This is a genomic window from Nostoc sp., assembly GCF_036917655.1.
GTDB lineage: Bacteria > Cyanobacteriota > Cyanobacteriia > Cyanobacteriales > Nostocaceae > Nostoc.
The window spans coordinates 62,155-81,431 of record NZ_JBALCY010000085.1 but is presented as its reverse complement, the minus strand read 5'-3'; the positions used below and the strand labels follow the sequence as shown (position 1 = coordinate 81,431).

The 19,277-nt window shown below is 43.4% G+C and carries 16 protein-coding genes; 6 read left to right on the top strand and 10 right to left on the bottom strand.

Annotation, left to right across the window (positions count from 1 at the left end):
- Nucleotides 1-98 precede the first annotated feature (98 nt).
- Nucleotides 99-461 (bottom strand): hypothetical protein, encoded by a 363-nt coding sequence (locus tag V7K30_RS32290; protein WP_335006602.1) that lies wholly within the window; start codon nt 459-461, stop codon nt 99-101.
- 187 nt (nt 462-648) lie between these two features.
- On the opposite strand from V7K30_RS32290, the gene V7K30_RS32285 reads away from it, so the two are divergent.
- Nucleotides 649-1,821, top strand: a complete 1,173-nt coding sequence (locus V7K30_RS32285; RefSeq protein WP_335006392.1) for an AI-2E family transporter — start codon at nt 649-651, stop codon at nt 1,819-1,821.
- Between the two features lie 54 nt (nt 1,822-1,875).
- Here the strand turns inward: V7K30_RS32285 and V7K30_RS32280 are convergent, their stop codons facing one another.
- Nucleotides 1,876-3,207 (bottom strand): serpin family protein, encoded by a 1,332-nt coding sequence (locus V7K30_RS32280; RefSeq protein ID WP_335006390.1) that lies wholly within the window; start codon nt 3,205-3,207, stop codon nt 1,876-1,878.
- 434 nt (nt 3,208-3,641) lie between these two features.
- Nucleotides 3,642-5,237, bottom strand: a complete 1,596-nt coding sequence (locus tag V7K30_RS32275; RefSeq protein WP_335006388.1) for a S8 family serine peptidase — start codon at nt 5,235-5,237, stop codon at nt 3,642-3,644.
- Between the two features lie 179 nt (nt 5,238-5,416).
- Between V7K30_RS32275 and rpe the strand changes: the two genes are divergently transcribed.
- Nucleotides 5,417-6,124, top strand: coding sequence for a ribulose-phosphate 3-epimerase (gene rpe / locus V7K30_RS32270; RefSeq protein ID WP_335006386.1), 708 nt, complete (start codon nt 5,417-5,419; stop codon nt 6,122-6,124).
- A 924-nt stretch (nt 6,125-7,048) separates the two neighbouring features.
- Here the strand turns inward: rpe and V7K30_RS32265 are convergent.
- The 5 genes from V7K30_RS32265 to V7K30_RS32245 form a co-directional block, all read right to left on the bottom strand.
- Nucleotides 7,049-7,375 (bottom strand): HetP family heterocyst commitment protein, encoded by a 327-nt coding sequence (locus V7K30_RS32265; protein ID WP_335006384.1) that lies wholly within the window; start codon nt 7,373-7,375, stop codon nt 7,049-7,051.
- A 1,099-nt stretch (nt 7,376-8,474) separates the two neighbouring features.
- Nucleotides 8,475-8,678 (bottom strand): hypothetical protein, encoded by a 204-nt coding sequence (locus V7K30_RS32260; RefSeq protein ID WP_335006382.1) that lies wholly within the window; start codon nt 8,676-8,678, stop codon nt 8,475-8,477.
- 129 nt (nt 8,679-8,807) lie between these two features.
- Nucleotides 8,808-9,233 carry a hypothetical protein gene (locus tag V7K30_RS32255; RefSeq protein WP_335006381.1) on the bottom strand — a complete coding sequence of 142 codons (426 nt, stop codon included), beginning with the start codon at nt 9,231-9,233 and terminating at the stop codon, nt 8,808-8,810.
- A 425-nt stretch (nt 9,234-9,658) separates the two neighbouring features.
- Nucleotides 9,659-9,856, bottom strand: a complete 198-nt coding sequence (locus V7K30_RS32250; RefSeq protein WP_335006379.1) for a hypothetical protein — start codon at nt 9,854-9,856, stop codon at nt 9,659-9,661.
- Between the two features lie 505 nt (nt 9,857-10,361).
- Nucleotides 10,362-12,770 carry a GH116 family glycosyl hydrolase gene (locus V7K30_RS32245; protein ID WP_335006377.1) on the bottom strand — a complete coding sequence of 803 codons (2,409 nt, stop codon included), beginning with the start codon at nt 12,768-12,770 and terminating at the stop codon, nt 10,362-10,364.
- Between the two features lie 429 nt (nt 12,771-13,199).
- Here V7K30_RS32245 and V7K30_RS32240 point away from each other — a divergent pair, with 429 nt between their 5' ends.
- Nucleotides 13,200-16,451, top strand: a complete 3,252-nt coding sequence (locus V7K30_RS32240) for a WD40 repeat domain-containing protein (RefSeq protein ID WP_335006375.1) — start codon at nt 13,200-13,202, stop codon at nt 16,449-16,451.
- Nucleotides 16,452-16,880: 429 nt separating this feature from the next.
- Here the strand turns inward: V7K30_RS32240 and V7K30_RS32235 are convergent, their stop codons facing one another.
- The gene (locus tag V7K30_RS32235) at nt 16,881-17,207 is read right to left on the bottom strand and encodes a CU044_2847 family protein (RefSeq protein WP_335006373.1); all 327 of its coding nucleotides are present in this window, start codon (nt 17,205-17,207) and stop codon (nt 16,881-16,883) included.
- Between V7K30_RS32235 and V7K30_RS32230 the strand changes: the two genes are divergently transcribed.
- From V7K30_RS32230 to V7K30_RS32220, 3 genes are all read left to right on the top strand, one after another.
- Nucleotides 17,162-17,674: an nSTAND1 domain-containing NTPase gene (locus V7K30_RS32230; RefSeq protein ID WP_335006370.1), complete on the top strand. Its 513-nt coding sequence runs from the start codon at nt 17,162-17,164 to the stop codon at nt 17,672-17,674. The two genes, V7K30_RS32235 and V7K30_RS32230, sit on opposite strands and share 46 nt — an antisense overlap.
- Nucleotides 17,668-17,919, top strand: a complete 252-nt coding sequence (locus V7K30_RS32225) for a WD40 repeat domain-containing protein (protein ID WP_335006368.1) — start codon at nt 17,668-17,670, stop codon at nt 17,917-17,919. Before V7K30_RS32230 ends, V7K30_RS32225 begins: the two co-directional genes overlap by 7 nt.
- Nucleotides 17,920-18,081: 162 nt before the next feature.
- Nucleotides 18,082-18,282, top strand: coding sequence for a hypothetical protein (locus V7K30_RS32220; protein WP_335006366.1), 201 nt, complete (start codon nt 18,082-18,084; stop codon nt 18,280-18,282).
- Here V7K30_RS32220 and V7K30_RS32215 read toward each other — a convergent pair.
- Entirely contained in the window at nt 18,277-18,783 is a 507-nt protein-coding gene (locus V7K30_RS32215) for a hypothetical protein (protein WP_335006364.1), read from the bottom strand. The genes V7K30_RS32220 and V7K30_RS32215 overlap by 6 nt on opposite strands.
- Nucleotides 18,784-19,277 lie beyond the last annotated feature (494 nt).

Below are 19,277 nucleotides of genomic sequence, written 5' to 3'. Positions count from 1 at the left end.
TGGCAATAATAAACTGGATTTGACTAGATATATGGATAAATCAACTGTAAATTTTTAGGAAATAAGTAAAAATACGGAGAAATTCTCACCCTAAAAAATTAAGATAAATACTTGCCAAGCACTCGTTCTGCTAAATTACTAAACCCTGGTAAACGCCCAGATTTGCCCTGCATCAGTCGCAAAATCAACCATACACTTACTAAAAAGTAACTCGATGTGAGAAAGCTATTCAGGATAAATAGACGTAGCGGAAAAAAATCTGAAGTTGCTGCTCCGCTAGCTAATAATAGATATCCCAACAGCCAAGTAAGTGCCAAAGTAATAGACAGACGACTAATAGTAACTTGTTCCCGACTACCCTGGCCCCGATAGAGAGTCCACAAGGACGGAAAAAAGCCGATGATCGGAATCAAATATAAAAGCAACTGTGTTTTGGGGATTGGGAATTGGGGATTGGGCATGGGGCATGGGGCATTATTATTCTCCCCTTGCTCCCCTGCTCCCCACTCCCCAGTCTCTTTCGGTTCAAAATTTTCCATTAGGATTAGTCTAACTCCTAAACTAGAAGGATGAATGAGACTCATATAGTTAGAGATAATAAGCTGTAAAGAAAGATTTCATTTAGTTCTATCCCGCAATCAGCTCAAAATGCAGACACGCAAGCTACTCGACTGGTGGCAAACATTCACACCAATAGCGCGAATCGGGGCGATCGCGCTATTCGCTCCGATGCTAGTTCTCAATGGTTGGGCACTTTCGGTATTTTTTGATTATTTCCATTCTCTCATAGTCATTTTAGTCGCAGCCTCAGTGCTAGCATTTCTGCTCAATTACCCCGTGAGCTGGATGGAGCATCATGGTGCTAGGCGAGAGCAAGTTGCTATCCTAGTATTTCTCTTGGCTTTATCGATTTTATTGGCGTTGGGTGTTACACTTTTTCCCCTGGCACTTACCCAAGCTCAACAACTGGTGGCTCGTTTGCCAGAGTTGATCGACTCTGGACGCTCTCAGTTAATGATATTAAACGAAAAAGCTGAGACTTTTAGCTTACCAATCAACCTTGATGCTCTGGTAGTGCAAATCAACGATCGCGTCAAGGGACAATTGCAAGCGATCGCCGGACAAGTTTTAAATCTGGCGGTAGTTACAGTCACTAGTCTGCTAGATATTCTCTTGACGATGGTTTTGACTTTTTACCTTTTACAGCATGGGGGCGAACTCTGGCAAAGTCTAGTGGAATGGCTACCCTCTAAATTTCGCGAACCTTTCTCCAAAACAGTCCGCCTGAGCTTCCAAAATTTCTTCATCACCCAACTGATTTTATCTACCTGTATGGCCTCAGCTCTTATTCCTACCTTTTTGTGGCTGAAAGTGCCATTTGGGCTGCTATTCGGCCTAACTATTGGTCTGATGGCTCTCGTCCCCTTTGGCGGCTCTGTGGGCATCGCTTTGACTACACTATTGGTAGCGTTGCAAGATTTCTCAATGGGTGTGAGAGTGTTGATAGCAGCAGTAATTGTACAGCAAATTCTGGAAAACTTAATTGCCCCCAGAATTTTAGGCAGCTTTACTGGTTTAAATCCAGTTTGGATTTTAATTTCAGTCTTAACGGGGGCAAGAATTGGCGGACTGTTGGGTGTAATTGTGGCAGTACCCACAGCTGTTGTAATTAAGACCACTTTAAGTGCTCTGCGGCTTGGGAGCCTAAGCAGCGAGACAGACGACAGCGCCACAGGGGAAACTGCACCCGTTGCAGCAAACGAATCCCCAAAAACTGACGCTAAAACCACTCTGAGTATTTCTGAAGCGACATTACCCTAGAATTCAATTCAAAATTCAAAATTCAAAATTCAAAATTCAAAAATTTTGAATTTTTTACTGCGGCTCAATGATTGAACCCATAAATAAAAGACTTCCCGTCTGATTATCCCTAATGGCACAGAAGAAAGGACGATCAACAATCATTCGGAATGGTTCTGGTTCTTCTCTCAAAGATGTTGCTACTATTCCCACTGAAGTAGCCGCAGCCGCTTCCGTGCCTTCTTCGTTCACTTCGACAAAAGTTTTATGCTTAACTTCGCTAATGGCAAAATTTTTACCCATGCCAGAAAAATTGGCATTGCTGCTGAAAGCCTCTGACATGCCTAAAGTTTTTAAGGCATCATTGAGTGTAACATCATACTCTGTTTTAAAGCGGGGTAAGCGAATAAACCCTTTTTGTTTGCTGAACTGAGTCATCCATTTTTCCCAGTTTTCAATATTCAAGTTTTGATAGAAGGCTTTGAGGTTAGAGTTCTGTTTGGGCAGGAATATATAAAAACTGAATTTACCATCTTTGCCGTAAGGTAAACTAACTGCCTGAAATTGTTTGCTTTCATAGTATCTATAGTCACCGCTCTGTGACATCATCGGGTGTTGTTTTTGCTTACCAGATGTGACGTAAAAAGGATATTGAGCAGTTTGATTTTTATCAAATTCCTTACTCCATTTTCCTTTAAAATATATGGCATTAATCAGAAATAACACCTCGTCTGGTTTGATGGTTTCAACTATCTTATCGATTTTGCCGTTAGTATTTTCTTTTACCCAGTTGTTGATAATACTAGGTGCGGCGGCATCTTTAAAGTTTAAATTGCTGACCTTGGCTTGATAGAAATCCTGAGTTCTCTGGAGGAAGTCTGGCGCAAAGCTAACATCTTGATTTGCCCAAAGTGAGTTAGCAATACTCAGTTGCACTTTCGCATCCGAATTGTCTAAAAGCTGCTTTAATGCCGCCGCATAAGAAGAGTTGATTTCTGGTAGATTCATCCCCTGTAATTCCAGGGTTTTTGCCATTGCTTGTTGAGTCGAGCCGCTAGCGCCGTTGTAGGTCATAGCTAGAGCGATCGCAACACTCGAAGGTGAAATAAAAATATTCTTCTGACCTCCATCATTTTTCAGAACTTCTGAAAACAGTTTGAAGCCAAACTTATTGCTAGACTCAACTATTTTTGTATCAGTGTTGACTGTTTTTTTTTGCAATGGATTTTCTGGCTGAGGCAAACTAGATTGGGCAAGGGCACTTTTATTACTATCGACTTGAGAACACCCTAATACACTGAATAGAACAACACTTGCAGCTGCTAGAGCATAACGTCTGCCCAGACTCACACCGTAACGTCTTTGCAGGAAGTTTTCTTTTGCATCACTAAGTTTCTGACGATTCATTCTGCTACCTCACTTGCCAAAGATTCCCGATCTGTGCTTAGGGTTGACGCAGATACTGTGTCAATGATTAACTATTGCATTTGCTCCAATAGAAAAATGGGACTGTTACAGAAACTGTAACAGCAAGTTAGTAGCTCAGAGGAATAAAACACAACTTGTAAGAGTTGCTAGTTCCTAATTGAGGCGGCTATCAGGAGTTATGAAAATTTTGATTTTTAGGAATTTTCCTATTTATGTATAAACGTATTGTAAGCTACGTAATCAGAAAATAACCACTTCTGTTGGATTTTTATAGGTAAAATAACATTTCTCAGTTGCACGAAATACAGAACTTTCGTAGGAACGCACGGCTGTGCGCCCCCACAGGGGATTGTGGTTCAAACAGATGATTAAAACGCTGTAATTTTACCAGATGACAGTTGTGCGTCCCTATTTCAATTGGTAGGCACACTCCACCAAGCTAAACTATAAGGTTGAGTCGCTTCATTGAGCTTTTGACGAAACTGGACACGGATTTTGTAATTGCCAGTAGCAGCAACGGGACAAAAAATATGTTCTACACTATCGATTTGGCTGATTGAGGAGCAAACAGCACCAGCATCTGAATTTTGAGCCTCAGCTTTTACTAAGTAGAGGTCGAGATTATTTAAGCCGCGATCGCTAAAATTTTCGCCCACGTCATATTGCTGGTTTTTATTTTTATCGTTGAGTTCCACCAATCGATCCCAACTCAGGGTAACAGCAACAAAACTCCCCTGCTTTAACGGTTTTGCTAATATATAGTCAACAGATGCTCCAACATTGATTGTGCGATAATCCCAACCAATAGCTGGCACCGCAGCTGATGGCTGCCATTGACCAGCACTAAATTGCTGATAAGCGCGAAATGCGTTTAAATGACCCGCTCCCATTTGGGCATCCAAGGGGATCTTTGGATCTTTATAAGCATCTGAATCTAGCCAGTTTTGATTTTGTTTATCAATTAGCGTCCGGCTCATTCCCAACCGCAAGCCATCACCGCTATCTTGGATTTTGTCTGCTGAATTCAGCAATACAGCTTTCATCACTTGATGATGGCGAGAATCGATGCTCCAGTGGGGTTGTTTTGTCCGCAACTGTCTGTCACCAAATTCCTGCAACAGAGCAACAGTAGCTGTAACTTGAGGCGCTGCAAAACTCGTACCTGTAACCTTATTCGATTTGCCATCTGGATTGAGCAAGGGAATGTTATTACCAGGAGCAACTAAACTAATAGCGCGACGCCCACCAAGATCAAATTCCCTTCCAGCTAGCTTTCCACTCACTCCTTGGTTAGCACCCGCGAGATTAGCTACGTCTACTTTGTTAAAAACTCCCCCTCGGCGGGATGAAAAAGCCACGTTCACTCCGTTAAAATTATCTGTAGGAATGGGAATACCGCCCTTACCCTGGTTGCCAGCGATCGCATACAAAACATCATGAACGCGACTAGACCAGTCAACACATAAAGTTAGTAAAGCATTGCCGTCTAAAGTAGCCTCTGGTCTAGGATCGCGGCTCAGAGGTTCACCAAAGCTAAAGTTAATCGCCCGGACATCGCCACCATTTTGTAGTGCTATGTGCTGGGCCGATAAGCACTCTTCTGGCTGACCCATGTTTTTAGTGGAACCCACCGCAGACGAATACAGTCGCGCTCCCGGAGCAACTCCCGGCAAAGCTTTGTCTTGACTCACCATCACACCAGCGACATTGTAAGCGTGGGGATCAACGCCGGTATTCGATTTGGCTGGCCCATTACGTAAGAATACTGCTGCTAAAGATATGGCGCGATTTTTAGACACCGCCTTATCCCAACCAAACATTCCCGGTCGGCCAATTTCCACTTGACCAATAGCAATCTTACGACCGATTAAATTATAAGGAGATTGGTGTAGCTTCAGAGCATCAATACCGTTAGTTCCTAGAGCAGATTCTAAAGCTGAAGCAATTACCGGCGCACTCAGACAAGAAGCACTTAATCCCCAAATTATCCAGGTTAGTTTTTTAGTCATTTGTCAGTTATTAGAAGTTAGAAGTTAAGAGCGCAGGCGGAAACTCCGAAGCTACGGTTAGGAGTTAGGAATTATTATTCTCCTTCATCTCCCCAAAAAAGCCGGGATCAAAATTATGAGTCTTGCTCAATGTTTTGTTACAATGCGTACAGACGAGGACGCTTAAAAACCCACCAGCCATGACCCAAAACCTATCTCAAAAGCCCATTGTAATTTCTCCATCTATCCTATCAGCCGATTTTAGTCGTCTGGGTGACGAAATTCGCGCCATAGACGCGGCTGGAGCAGATTGGATTCATGTTGATGTGATGGACGGTCGTTTTGTACCTAATATTACGATAGGCCCTCTGATTGTGGAGGCGATTCGTCCGGTTACGACCAAGCCACTGGATGTCCACTTGATGATTGTGGAGCCAGAAAAGTATGTAGAGGGATTTGCTAAGGCGGGTGCCGATATTATCTCTGTACACTGCGAGCATAATGCTTCCCCACACCTGCACCGCACGTTGGGGCAAATTAAAGAACTTGGTAAGAAAGCTGGAGTTGTACTTAATCCTGGTAGTCCTCTAGAGCTAATTGAATACGTTCTAGATTTGTGCGATTTAGTACTGATTATGAGCGTCAACCCTGGTTTTGGTGGTCAAAGCTTTATCCCTGGTGTATTACCCAAAATCCGCAAGCTGCGTCAAATGTGTGATGAACGCGGTCTTGACCCTTGGATTGAAGTAGATGGAGGACTGAAGGCAAATAATACCTGGCAAGTTTTGGAAGCGGGAGCTAATGCAATTGTCGCCGGTTCAGCTGTATTTAACGCTAAGGATTATGCTGAGGCTATTACATCAATTCGCAACAGCAAGCGTCCTACCCCAGAATTAGCCAAGGTTTAATTCATTTTTAGATTAACTGTACTCCAGAAAAAATAAGGTGGGCAAATTGCCCACCTTATTTTTATTTACACATAAAAAACTGGAAGCTATTCAAGTTTTGAACTTCCAGTAATTGCTATATAAATTGAAACTTTAGAAAGCAGAGATAATCCAGGTTGGGAGGACTAGGATTACAATAGTCGAAAGAGAAGCGCATGAGCTACTAGTTCTAACAGCCACGACAACGATTTCACCGAAACTTTTCTATTTCCGTTCCTGGTATTGGTGTTAAGCGTTTGCTTTATTAACTAAAGCAACACCAACCACAGTCTAGAAAGTTTTATAAGCATTACTCGCACCGTCTGCAGTCGGTGAAAGCTGTGTCAAGTTTGGATTGGGAGAAGCTACCGCTCCAAATTCTCTTGGCTCAGACTTCCTCGAAAATAGAACCACCAGTAGCAACAGTTAGATCATCGGTCTTGGTGTAGGAGTTATTTACTCCATGAAATGCTGACTACTTTTGTAATCAGTTTGATTTCTTTTATAGTCAGAACTAATCATTGATTTTATTTTTTAAAATTAACTTGCTTGGCAATCACCTCTATTTTGCTTGAAGTTGTAGTTTTTATTAGTTTACCAATCTCATAAGTATATATTTGCCATTTTGGCAGATTTTTGAAAAAAAATATCAAATTAATCACCGCTATAGAAAACCTGCCATGCTAGAAGTTTCAAATTAGCATAGCAGGCTTTCAGACACTCAATCAACTCTAGGGCAGAATCTATTGATTCCAAATAGTTTTTAATTGAATCCACAGCGTTTCAAGGAAATATCTTGAGTCTTTTCTAGTTTTAATTGCGATTTCATAGATTAATGATCGTTAATTTACTGTGCCAATTTCTGATCTAAACTATCACCGCGAATTTCTGTTTTTTGCTTTCCAACTACTTCCAAGCTAGGTCTTTGATTTTGCTTAAGCAGCTTGATGAGCCATTATTATCAGATATTGAATCACTAGCATGTTTCAGCATTTTTATATTTTCACTCTCCTGTTGATTTGTCCTACTGGCTTTAGAGTTTTCCTTTAGCAATCGATTGTAGGTGCGATATGGAATGTAATGGAGAGGATTATAGCCAGCAAATCGCAGCATTAAAACACATGCCCAGGAATATTTTCCAGCAAGAATTGCTTCAACTACTTTGTCAAATTGTTGAGCCTTCACTGTTTTATCTAAGTTACTACTAATGCCAGCAATGTCTTGATTCATCATAGTTTTTGGTTATCTGGGATGAAGTAAACTAGTTCAGTTTCCGCGATTGTTGGTGTTTCAATTGAGATTTACAAACTGCACTAGCCTTTTTGCAGCTGTTTAATCGCTTGTGGGAAAATATCATTAATGGGAGTGAAAGGTAAAAATTTACCTTTTGTCTTGTCATATGACTGGTAGGACAAAAGTCTCGCGTGGCTCTTGGCAGATAGATACAATTTTGTCTTCTTAAACTTTTTCAACTCCTAATTGAATAAATTTTATCTGTTAAACTGCTTGTATTTCTTACTACTGCTGAATTAAGCATTTTCCGGGAACTTTGCATATTTATTTCGGCTAGTATAGAAAATTTATTTATCTTTGAGCTTTAACAACGCTATTCGTATTTATACTATTTTTTGTCGCTAATGTCATCTACTAAATTAGGAGATTGATAAGTTAAATTTACTGAATATATTTCGATACGTACTTGCGGATTGTGCAACTTTTGATTTTGTCCCCATTTACTCATTCATGAGGGGTAAGACCCCTCACTCGATATCAATTTAAACCCTTTATTATTGTCGAGTCTCTAGAAAATATTACCATTAAGCATGAACTAAAACAACTTCTAAAAATAGTAATATATAGAGACTTGAAAAAGCCGAGTAGCCATAGGTATTGAAAATACTTTTTAAATATTTTCAATAAGAAAGTGTTATTTACTAGCCTTGGATGTCTTGATTTACAAAGACTACAGCTTTAGCTTGTCTAAATGAAATCGCTGTAAACTGCTCATGAATATTCCATGAGCATCAGCCGGGAATTCACAGATAGCCTATTTATAAAGACAATTAGTGGTTAGCAATAATATATATAGTTTGAATTATCATCAACTAAGTTCGGCAAAACAGCCGTGAGGGGATGCTTTCAACAAAAAAGATGTCACAGGCTAAACCTGTACAACTTTAGAGAATTCACTAATAGAGAGAAAGCTAATTAACAGAGAATGTTGCTAAGTTGATTCAGCAACAATTTGTATATGTATTAATATCTAACAGATTTATACAGGTGAGATTACAGATGCAGTTGCAGCTGGGCTAAGTGGTAATAAAAACTTGAGTTATTGATGAGTGCCTTGCTCAACGAGAATACCTTGGTCTAGAACAAGGATATAGTTGCATGATGAAGGTGTACAAGCTTGATTAATCTGGGTTAAGTTCTGTTGAAATTGCCGTTCTAACTCAATATCTAGGGCACTAGTTACTTCATCCAAAATCAGAATTGCAGGGTTATTAATGAGTGTGCGATCGCAATTTTTTGTCATTGTCCACCAGAAACCATTGCACCGCCCTCTCTCACGAGGGTGTTATACCCCAAAGGCAGTTCTTGAATAAAGTCGTGTGCCTTTGTTCTAAACTAAATTCCGAGCTATATAGCGAGATCTGCCCACCCATCACCAATAATTTTCCAGATTAGGTATACGCTGTAACCACTGTCTGAGGTCAGAAATGTTAATCTGAGCTAGAAAACACGCACTTGCTGCGATCGCTCGATATGCTAAAGGTTGTTTGTAAAATAAATGGTCTAACCTAAAAGTTTGCTTAACTGACAGCAACTGAGTTGAAACTTCTCGTCCAATAGTTGCGTTAAACACAAGTAGTCGCACTCGACCCTGGCAAACTAAGTACACAAGATTGTTATTGTCTTCAGTTTCCGCATCTATACCGTAGAGAGTTACCTCGTCGCCTAGTTGAAACTTACAAAGAAGCCAAACTTGGCTAAATTCCAATTTTAGGTTTGTATCCCCTGCAACTATCTTCAAAAATTTGAGGATAGCGACTTTTGGAGTGGGAGACTGCTGGTTACTTATATATTTCACATCTCCCTGAACTCTTAATGACGAAGAGGAGTTTATGGTTTCATTTCGGTTTTTTGGGAAATATTAGCAAGATTTATGGCTAAAGCTAGTAATATTTGCATTTTTTGAAAGAGTAGTGTTAAATTCTCAATCCTTCAACTCTTACCATTACTGAAATTTTCCTTCGCTTCCGGAAACACTCGGAAAATAAAATCACAAATCTAGACTCTGCTTTCTCAGATGAAGACGGGCTAAATTACGTGGAATACGACCGAACATTATCTTCAGCTAAAACTCTATAATCTTCTTTTGATAAGCACTTTACTTTATAGACATATCTAGAAGGATTGCTGGAAGTGACCTAATCATCTAAGTGTTCATCTCGTCTGATGTCACTAAAAAAGCCAGCAAATCGCTGGCTCATACTTAAAAAAATTACTATGGTTCTAGCGGGTCTGCTTTAAAATTTCTTTGATCAGTTCCATAGCCTTTCTTGTATGCTCAAGAGGGTTTTCGTCTTTAGAGGTAAAACTTCCTTCATATAACACGAGAATTTGATGTGCTTCGGAAAGACGAGACAGCGCTTCAGACAATTTAGGGATTGAGCTTCCGTTTAAAATAGTTTCGCGGTTAAAATAAGCCATAATTATTGGTGATAATATTTACAAGCAAAGCAACCGCATAAATCCAGTCTCCCCAGAAATCTGGGTGCAACCGACCTACAGCGTCGTAAGTCGCACTCCTGAAGTCGTACAAATCCAATTTCTCCAGAAGGCTAGGTGCGACTGAATCCGTATGCTTGCCTTGCTTGTATCTAACATAACCTGAAATAATGACTCCTAACTAAAAGGTGAAAAATTTTCACTTTGTGGCAGATATGAAGCGCGATCACCTACCAAGGCAGCCTCTGTGAAACATTTTCCACAGCCCAAGCAGATGCAGGAGGGTAAGAGCGATAGCTTGCGTTAAGTTTGCTTTCAGAAGGATGAAAATTAGCAGTGGGTTTTGATAACCTAGCGCGGTTGAAACAAATGGCGATCATAGTAGTCCGGCGAGTGAGTCGCCTAATGTAGACATCCGTAAATAGGGTAGCCCAGCTGTGCTACCCTACGTGTGTTACATCAAAATGAAAACCGCTTTGATAGCCAATCAATTAATAACTAAGTAAATTCCCCAAATCGCCATTGCCCGTAAGTAAGTGCTAGCGCGGAAAGTACCAGCTGCGGTGATAGCTTCAGGCGTGCGAAATTGCAGACCATTGTCGTAAATTTGCTGCACTACAGCTTGCGTCAACCTAAACGCTTCATCTTTCATTCCCATCTGCACAAGAAAAGCCGCCAGCCCAAAGTTTATTCCCGTCCAGACTTCCAGGGGATGAGTAGCTTTGGGGTTTTCCGGTGAACCGTCAGGACGAACACCATTAGCAGCACCAAACTCACCATTGCAGAATTTCAAAAAGCAAGCATCATAAACAGTTTTCAGGGCAGAGAGAGCGCGATCGCTCGGTACAATATCAGGTAAGTCCAGCAGACGGGCGTAGAACTGTCCGCACAATTGATCTGCCATTACCACATCAGAACCACTCTCACTATCAAGTTTGTAATATTGCCCATTCCAGAGTTTTTCGTCATAGATGGGGCGAGATTGTTCCAACCAAGCTTCATAAATGGACTTTTGCACCACCAACTCTGCTGTGTTACCTGTCTGGTAAGTTAATAAAATATCGCTAATTGCGATCGCAGCCTCCAACGCCGCTAACCACAACCCACCACAATAGGCGCTGACACCCTGCAACCGCCAATCATCAAAGGTTTGATCGGGTGCGCCAGAATTTTCGGGAATCCCATCGCCATCAAGATCAAAAGTTTTCAGGTAATCGAGGGTTTGAACGATCGCATTCCAACAATCTGCCAAGAATTCCACATCGTCAGCACCCGTAAGCAGAAAATCTCGGTATACTTGCAGAACAAAATCACTACCCAAATCTTTCCATAAATTGCAGTCTTGATAGCTGGTGTAGTTGGTTTTCTCCCAGACATGTTCATTGGGTGCGCCTAAATCGTGGGGTGTTGCGCCGGCGACTTTGCGAACTGCAATCGGGCTTTCTGCCTTAATTGTCATGTAATAGCCAATTATTCGGGGAGTATCATCACCTTGAGGAATTGCCCGTGCAAATGCCCGCATTACCGACTTTTCTAATTCTGGAAACAGCATCAACAGGGCAAAAGAACCATACAGCCGCACATCTAGACTTTCGTACCAACGATAATCTAAGCACTCTAGCACCGCAAACTGACCGATGGGATCAAGTTCCGATGCTGCACTCCAGAGAGTACCGCCGCTAGTGAGGTCGTAAAGCTCATTAAATAGAGCCATCTTAAACCAGTTGGGTAAATCTTCCCGGTCGAGAATGGGTTTTTGCCAACTTTGAATTTGCGATCGCCAGGTTTGGTATTCTTGTAGCGCAGTCGATGCGATCGCCCAACCATTATTACCATTTTTACTAAAAAAGTCTGTATATCTGCGGTTATAGTTTACTCCAGCAGCAAATTCTGTTACAGGTAAATCCCAAGCGACGACAAAGGGGATTTCGAGAGTTTCGCCTGGTTGGAGAGTGAAACGGATTGCGATCGCAGCCCCTAATTGTGTATTTTCTGTTGCTGGAGTCGTATCTAGATCATTAGGCAAAGAACCATCTTTAGCAAAGCTTTCCCACACCTCCTCACCCGTTCCTTCAGGATTCCATCGGCTGTGGTGGAATACTTCCACCTGGGGATGCTTCAGCGTTGCAATAGACCAGGTTCCGTCACCTTCCTGCAAAGGTTCATCACTACCAACCCGACCTAAAACACAGCCAAACTGTTGTGTATTTTCAACTATCTGGTTGTAGTTTCCTTGACTTTCGCCCCAGCGCGGTTGGTATTCGTAAACCGGACTACCATCATCGCGCACTCGCACTTGGGGAGATTTGAGAGCGTTTGTAAACCAGCCCACCATATTTTGCCAAGTGAGCATGATACTGACAGTAATAAGTGCATCTGTGGAATTATGAGCATTCCAGAGGAATATCGCCACAGGGTAGCTAGTTTCTTGGTAATTACCTGCCCAAATTGGGGAAAACTGCTCACAAGTCAACTGTGCTTGAAATACATTTTCATACACAAACCAGCTACGCGGATATAGCGCGTGATAATTGCCTGTCCCCTCTGTGCCGGGGAATGTCGGATACCATTGCCAAGCCTTGAGAGTGCGATCATCGGGGGCTTGCGTAGATAAAGCGTAGGCTTGGGAAGATGTACCATTGGATTCAAAGACACTGAATTGACAGGCGGGGACGTTTTTGAAGGTATGCTCACCGCCGTCGATGTGCCACAGGTTAAAATCTCCCCGTGAAGAACGACCGATGCAACCTGCACCAAAGCCGCCTAAAGGCATACCATGCCAAGGGCCATCATCGATATTGCTTGCGTAGCGGACGGTATAAGGTTTGTCCCAGCCTAAACCGATGGGACGGCTCCAAGTGCAAGAGGGAATTTTCGGGGAGAGTTGATTTGTCATCACCTGATGTTACAGCGTGCAGTTACGTCAATGAAGACTAGCGCGATGTGCGATTTTTCTCAAGCGATTTGTTCAGACAAGCATTTTCTCTGCAACTTTCAGGCTTTGAACTCCTACTTCCGCCCTCAGAACTCGGAATTTCGTGCTTAGAACTGCAACATCCGAGAACCAAGGGTGAATTACGGTGAGTGAGAAACGTAGGCATAGCCCGTCGGAAATCTCGCTTCCGTAATTACTAGCAGACTATAAGGTATAGAGCTTCTCCCAGTCACCAAGAACTTTAATATTCTGCCCCTACCGCGTGTTGCCCAACTAATACCGGAATTTTAAATTTAGAGTTTTTAACTATAGTGAGTAAATTACTCGTTAATTTGGGTATTTTAGAACACAGAGGTAATTTTCCCAATAGTTTTATTTTAACCAAACAAGATGACACAATACGCCCTTGTCGTTGGAATTGCTCAGTATGACAACAGTTTAAACAGCCTGACTAAACCTACTAATGATCTCGAAAATCTTCCTGGCACAGAAAAATTTTTGCTGGTGGTAGATCAGTTTGAGGAAGTATTTACAGTTTGTGCAGATAAGAAAGAACAGCAGAGATTCATTGAACTACTGACTCAGGTAGCAGAGATTCATGATTCACGGTTAACAGTTGTAATTCCTATGCGAGGGGATTTTCTCAAACCCTGTTTAGATTATCCCTCCTTGACTCACCTGATTCAAACCCAGGCAGTTTTTATGCCGCCTTTAACTGGAGTTTATTTAAAGGAGACAATCACCGAATCTGCCAAGCTTCAGGGTCATAGTGTTGAAGAAGCACTACTATTAAAAATTCTCCAAGATATTAAACTTGAACCAGGGTTCTTGCCTTTGTTAGAGTTTGCTTTAACTAAACTCTGCGAGAAACGCGATCAAGAGAAACATCAACTCACCCTAGAACAGTATGAGAAGTTGGGAGGACTAACTGGGGCGTTGAATCTCCATGCAGAAAAGGTTTATCACTACAAAGATTATGAGAAGCAATCCCCAACCCAAGAACGCACTCAGCAGGAAAAAGAATGGATTAAGCAGATTTTTCTGCGGTTAGTGCGAACGGGAGAGGGAGAAAAAGACATCCGACAGCGCCAACCGAAAGTCACACTATTAAGTATTACAGGTGATCACCCCAATCAACGGCAAAATCTCAGTGAGTTGATAGATGGGGAAGCGGGATTAGTTAAGGGACGCTTATTAGTCAGTGGGAAAGATGAACAAGGAGAAGTCTGGATTGATTTAGCCCATGAAGCTTTAATTGAAGGTTGGCAGCAGTTTACCCAGTGGCGACAACAAGACCGAGACTTACGGCGGTTGAGTGACAGATTGGCAGATACCCGACGGGAATGGTTGAACAAGGGACAGGATAAAAAATATTTAATGCAAGGGGGACTGCTGGTTGAAGTCAAGGATAGCTGGCAACAATTGCAGCTTTATTTACAATCACCCCAAGAAGATGAAGCTTTTTACCAGCGCAGTGATGCTTATGAAAAAGACCGCATTGCCGAACTGGAAAGGGCACTCACTGAATCCCAACTGCGAGAGAAAGCGGCTAGGGTAGAAAATTTATTGACTGTCCAACCCCTAGATAGTCTAGTTTTGGCAATTCAAGCTATGGGTGAGAATCAAGATAAACTACCCCAGCAGATTCTCGCACCAGTTCAGAAAAGTTTGAATCGGGTGGTGAATAAAGCAAGAGTCTCCATTCCCTTCCGTGGTCATCAGGGGAATGTCTCTTCTGTCGCCATCAGCGCCGATGGGCAGACGATTGTCAGTGGCGGTACTGACGGCACGGTGCGGTTGTGGAACCACCAAGGTCTTCCCTTAGCTGAACCTTTGCGTGGTCATAAGGAGAATGTCTCTTCTATCGCCATCAGCCAAGATGGGCAGACGATTGTTAGTGGGGGTGAAGACGGCACAGTGCGGTTGTGGAACCACCAAGGTCTTCCCTTAACTGAAGCATTGCATGGTCATAAAGGGAATGTCAGGTCTGTCGCCATTAGCCAAGATGGGCAGACGATTGCCAGTGGTAGTACTGACGGCACGGTGCGGTTGTGGAACCGCCAAGGTCTTCCCTTAGCTGAACCATTGCGTGGTCATAAGGGGAATGTCAGGTCTGTCGCCATTAGCCAAGATGGGCAGACGATTGTCAGTGGGGGTGAAGACGGCACAGTGCGGTTGTGGAATCGCCAAGGTCTTCCCTTAGCGAAACCATTGCGTGGTCATGAAGGTGATGTCTATTCTGTCGCCATTAGCAAAGATGGGCAGACGATTGTCAGTGGGGGTGAAGACGGCACAGTGCGGTTGTGGAACCACCAGGGTCTTCCCTTGGCTGAACCATTGCGTGGTCATCAGGGTTGGGTCTATTGTGTCGCCATTGCTAGGCAACGCGATGCGAACAGCGCTGATGGGCAGACGATTGTCAGTGGCGGTACTGACGGCACGGTGCGGTTGTGGAACCGTCAAGGTCTGACCTTAGCTGAACCTTTGCGTGGTCATAAGGGGAATGTCAATTCTGTCGCCATCAGCCAAGATGGGCAGACGATTGTCAGTGGTGGTACTGACGGCACGGTGCGGTTGTGGAACCACCAAGGTCTGACCTTAGCTGAACCTTTGCGTGGTCATGAGGGTAATGTCAGGTCTGTCGCCATTGCTTTGCAACGCGATGCGAACAGCGTCGATGGGCAGACGATTGTTAGTGGCGGTACTGACGGCACAGTGCGGTTGTGGAACCACCAAGGTCTGACCTTAGCTGAACCATTGCGTGGTCATCAGGGTTGGGTCTATTGTGTCGCCATTGCTAGGCAACGCGATGCGAACAGCGCCGATGGGCAGACGATTGTCAGTGGCGGTACTGACGGCACGGTGCGGTTGTGGAACCGCCAAGGTCTGACCTTAGCTGAACCATCGCCTGGTCATGAGGGTTGGGTCTATTCTGTCGCCATCAGCGTCGATGGGCAGACGATTGTTAGTGGCGGTACTGACGGCACGGTGCGGTTGTGGAACCACCAAGGTCTTCCCTTAGCTGAACCTTTGCGTGGTCATGAAGGTGATGTCTGGTCTGTCGCTATCAGCGGCGATGGGCAGACGATTGTCAGTGGCGGTAGTGATGGCACAGTGCGGTTGTGGAACCACCAAGGTCTTCCTTTGGCTGAACCTTTGCGTGGTCATGAGGGTTGGGTCTATTCTGTCGCTATCAGCGGCGATGGGCAGACGATTGTTAGTGGCGGTACTGACGGCACGGTGCGGTTGTGGAACCGCCAAGGTCTTCCCTTAGCTGAACCTTTGCGTGGTCATGAAGGTTTTGTCAGGTCTGTCGCCATCAGCGCCGATGGGCAGACGATTGTTAGTGGCGGTGATGACGGCACAGTGCAGTTGTGGAACCACCAAGGTCTTCCCTTAGCTGAACCTTTGCGTGGTCATGAAGGTTTTGTCTATTCTGTTGCCATCAGCGCCGATGGGCAGACAATTGTTAGTGGCGGTGAAGACAGCACAGTACGTTTGTGGCGCGGTGACTGGCGTGCATGGTTGCAAGTTTGTTGTGACAGGTTACGTTACCATCCCATCTTCACCAATCCGCAAACCGAGGAAGCAAAAGCCGCTTGCGAAGTCTGCCATAAATATGTTTGGAGTGAACGCGGGTAATCGCACGGGGCCTTGCCCCGTGCCCCTACGAGGGTCTGTACTCAGCTCAATTGCAAACGGCTATAAAAGCAGCAAGTAAACAGAGGAGAACACAAAAAATAGACTAGACATCTCCACCATTTAGGCTCAGAACTCCGGTTTTCGCCTTCAGAACTTGGAAGTTCATGCTCAAAACTCGGAATTTCGACCTCTGAACTGCAACATCTGAGATTCAAGGATGAATTATGGTGAGTGAAAGGCGTAGGCGTAGCCCGTCGGAGACATCGCTCACCTTTTGAATTCAAAACTTCATGCTTTGAACTGCAATATCCGAGATTGAAGGGTGAATGATGATCAATCAAAGGCGTAGGCGTAGCCCGTCGGAGCGATCGCTTCCATAATTCCTAGCAGAGTTGAAGGTATAAAGCTTATCTCTGCTAAAGCAAAACCTCAAGTGCTGGAATTTTGCTTCTTCTCAGGAAACTTACACTTCACCTCAATTTCAAAATTACTCTCCGCCGAACCTTCAGTTAAAAACGGAATGCCAGTTTTACCACCCAGTTTGATGCCAAACTTAACTGTTACCTCTTCAGCATCAGGTAAATTCTTGAATGCACCAACAGATAACTTGGCATAATTACGAATCTTGCCCTGAAATTCCTGAATGTTTAGCGTGGGTAAACCATAACGGTATCCCAGTTCCTCTTCTTCTGGAACCTCAGCGAGGGTATTTGATTCCCCAATTAGATGATAGTGAGTGGCAAGTTTTAGAACCAATTAAACTAGGATTTGAACCTTTAAGTAAGTTACGCGGAGCTTTTCAACAATTCTTTCAAGAAGCTAGAAAAGAGAAGGAACTGAAGGATTTAATTGAAAATGAGCCGAATAATTTAGCTGGAATTGTCGAACATCTACCACCAGCAAAATTTTTGCTGGTGGTAGATCAATTTGAGGAAGTTTTTACTGGCGGTGCTAGTCAGCAACAAAAGCAGAGATTTATTGAGTTGCTAACTGAGGTAGTAGAGATTACCGATTCGCGGTTAGCAGTTGTGATTACCATGCGAGCGGATTTTCTCGAACCCTGTTTGCAATATCCCTCCCTGACTTATCTGATTCAAACCCAGGCAGTTTTTATGCCGCCTTTAGCCGGAGTTGATTTAAAGGAGACGATCGCAGAACCTGCCAAACTTCAAGGTCATAGTGTTGAAGAAGGGTTAGTACTGAAAATTTTAGAAGATTGTTAAACAAGAGCCTGGGTGTTGTCAATTCTGTCGCCATCAGCGCGGATGGGCAGACGATTGTCAGTGGCAGTGATGACGGCACTGTGCGGTTGTGGCGGGGTAGCTGGCGTGCATGGTTGCAAGTCTGTTGCGACAGGTTGCGTTACCATCCCATCTTCACCAATCCGCAAACCGAGGAAGCAAAAGCCGCCTGCGAAGTCTGCCGTAAATATGTTTGGAGTAAAGAAGAAGCTAAAAGCGGGGATTAATAAGAAGAAAACAGGAGAAATAAACCTTTAATCTCCAATGTTGAGGCTTAGAACTCCACTTTTCACCTTCAGAACTCGGAACTTCGACCTTTGAACTCGGAACTTCGACCTCTGAACTCGGAACTCCGACCTTTGAACTCCGTTAACAAGTCTTTGATACTCGTGAACAATGATCTAAATCTCAAAAAGAGAGGCGAGACGACAGCATTCAAACTTTTACGGGCGGTTCGCAAGGACAGAAGAGATTTCTTGATAAAACTAGGTTATACGATCGCTACCGCAATGGACGCGATCGCACTGCGATTTCTGAACCCTGCGGGATCTGGCTACAATATGACATTTTACACAGTTCAGCTTTTATGAGCCGACAGTGACGGTGTAAGACAACACAAAGGGCTTGAAACTAGCTCCAGCTTTTGGAGTACCGCTTAACTCCAATTCATAAGCTCCTACTTTGGGAAATACGATCTCGGCTCCGGGAATGCTTTTATATTGCTTGGTTGATACATTATGTAAACTGGGCTTGAGCAATGGAGTATCAGTTTCGCTGTGAGGTTGAGGGTAGACAGCCAACTGACAGTTACATTGTGTCAGGGGGATTAGTCGCCCGCCCTTATGCGTGAGAACAATCCAAGCATGAGCGGTTTTGCCAGCTTGAGGATTGTCATGGGGTTCAATATGCAGCATCCCGCCTACGTCCCCAGATACCTTTTCGGTGTGGGCATTAACTGGTGTAGCAATCAGAACCGAAATTAATAATAGCCATCCAAAATTCTTCTCTAGGGTAAAGTGGAACATAAAGTTTATAAGAGGAAGCGAAGTAGACCAGGCTGACTGGGGAAAGGCAATTAAAGCAAAATTCAAAGATTTTTAATGCTAATTTTCCACCAGTATTTAGGAACGATAATTTTAAAAGAATAGTTCCGTCAAAAGACAACCTGTCAAACTTTGCCCGAAAATCATTTACCAACTACTAAGGCTTAATCCCAACTAAAAACTCGTTGACTTCTGAACTTACTACCTAAATATCTAACTTAAAGGCAGATTAGCTTATTACTTATGATAGTTACTAAAACTCATCTGGATGAGTGAAAGTAGTGATGAGTGAGAGTAAATATACTTAGTAGCTGAGGTTCAAAGCATGGACTCGACAGGTAAAGTTCAAATTGTGGACTCGTCCTGGTACGTTCCACAGCCGTTTAAAGAGTATGCAATGAGCCGAGTGACTGTCTACTTCTATAGCGACGGGTGGATTCCAATTAAATATTGTTCTTTGGAAAAGGCAATTTTGCTTCACCAGAAGGCAAATTTAGAAGGCAAGGAAATTTTATTATTTCCTGCTAATCTAGACCCTAATC

Bases quoted from the DNA above. Each gene is read 5' to 3' on its own strand.
- V7K30_RS32290 (WP_335006602.1), bottom strand. From the start codon at position 461: ATGCCCAATCCCCAATTCCCAATCCCCAAAACACAGTTGCTTTTATAT.
- V7K30_RS32285 (WP_335006392.1), top strand. From the start codon at position 649: ATGCAGACACGCAAGCTACTCGACTGGTGGCAAACATTCACACCAATA.
- V7K30_RS32280 (WP_335006390.1), bottom strand. From the start codon at position 3,207: ATGAATCGTCAGAAACTTAGTGATGCAAAAGAAAACTTCCTGCAAAGA.
- V7K30_RS32275 (WP_335006388.1), bottom strand. From the start codon at position 5,237: ATGACTAAAAAACTAACCTGGATAATTTGGGGATTAAGTGCTTCTTGT.
- rpe (WP_335006386.1), top strand. From the start codon at position 5,417: ATGACCCAAAACCTATCTCAAAAGCCCATTGTAATTTCTCCATCTATC.
- V7K30_RS32265 (WP_335006384.1), bottom strand. From the start codon at position 7,375: ATGATGAATCAAGACATTGCTGGCATTAGTAGTAACTTAGATAAAACA.
- V7K30_RS32260 (WP_335006382.1), bottom strand. From the start codon at position 8,678: ATGACAAAAAATTGCGATCGCACACTCATTAATAACCCTGCAATTCTG.
- V7K30_RS32250 (WP_335006379.1), bottom strand. From the start codon at position 9,856: ATGGCTTATTTTAACCGCGAAACTATTTTAAACGGAAGCTCAATCCCT.
- V7K30_RS32245 (WP_335006377.1), bottom strand. From the start codon at position 12,770: ATGACAAATCAACTCTCCCCGAAAATTCCCTCTTGCACTTGGAGCCGT.
- V7K30_RS32240 (WP_335006375.1), top strand. From the start codon at position 13,200: ATGACACAATACGCCCTTGTCGTTGGAATTGCTCAGTATGACAACAGT.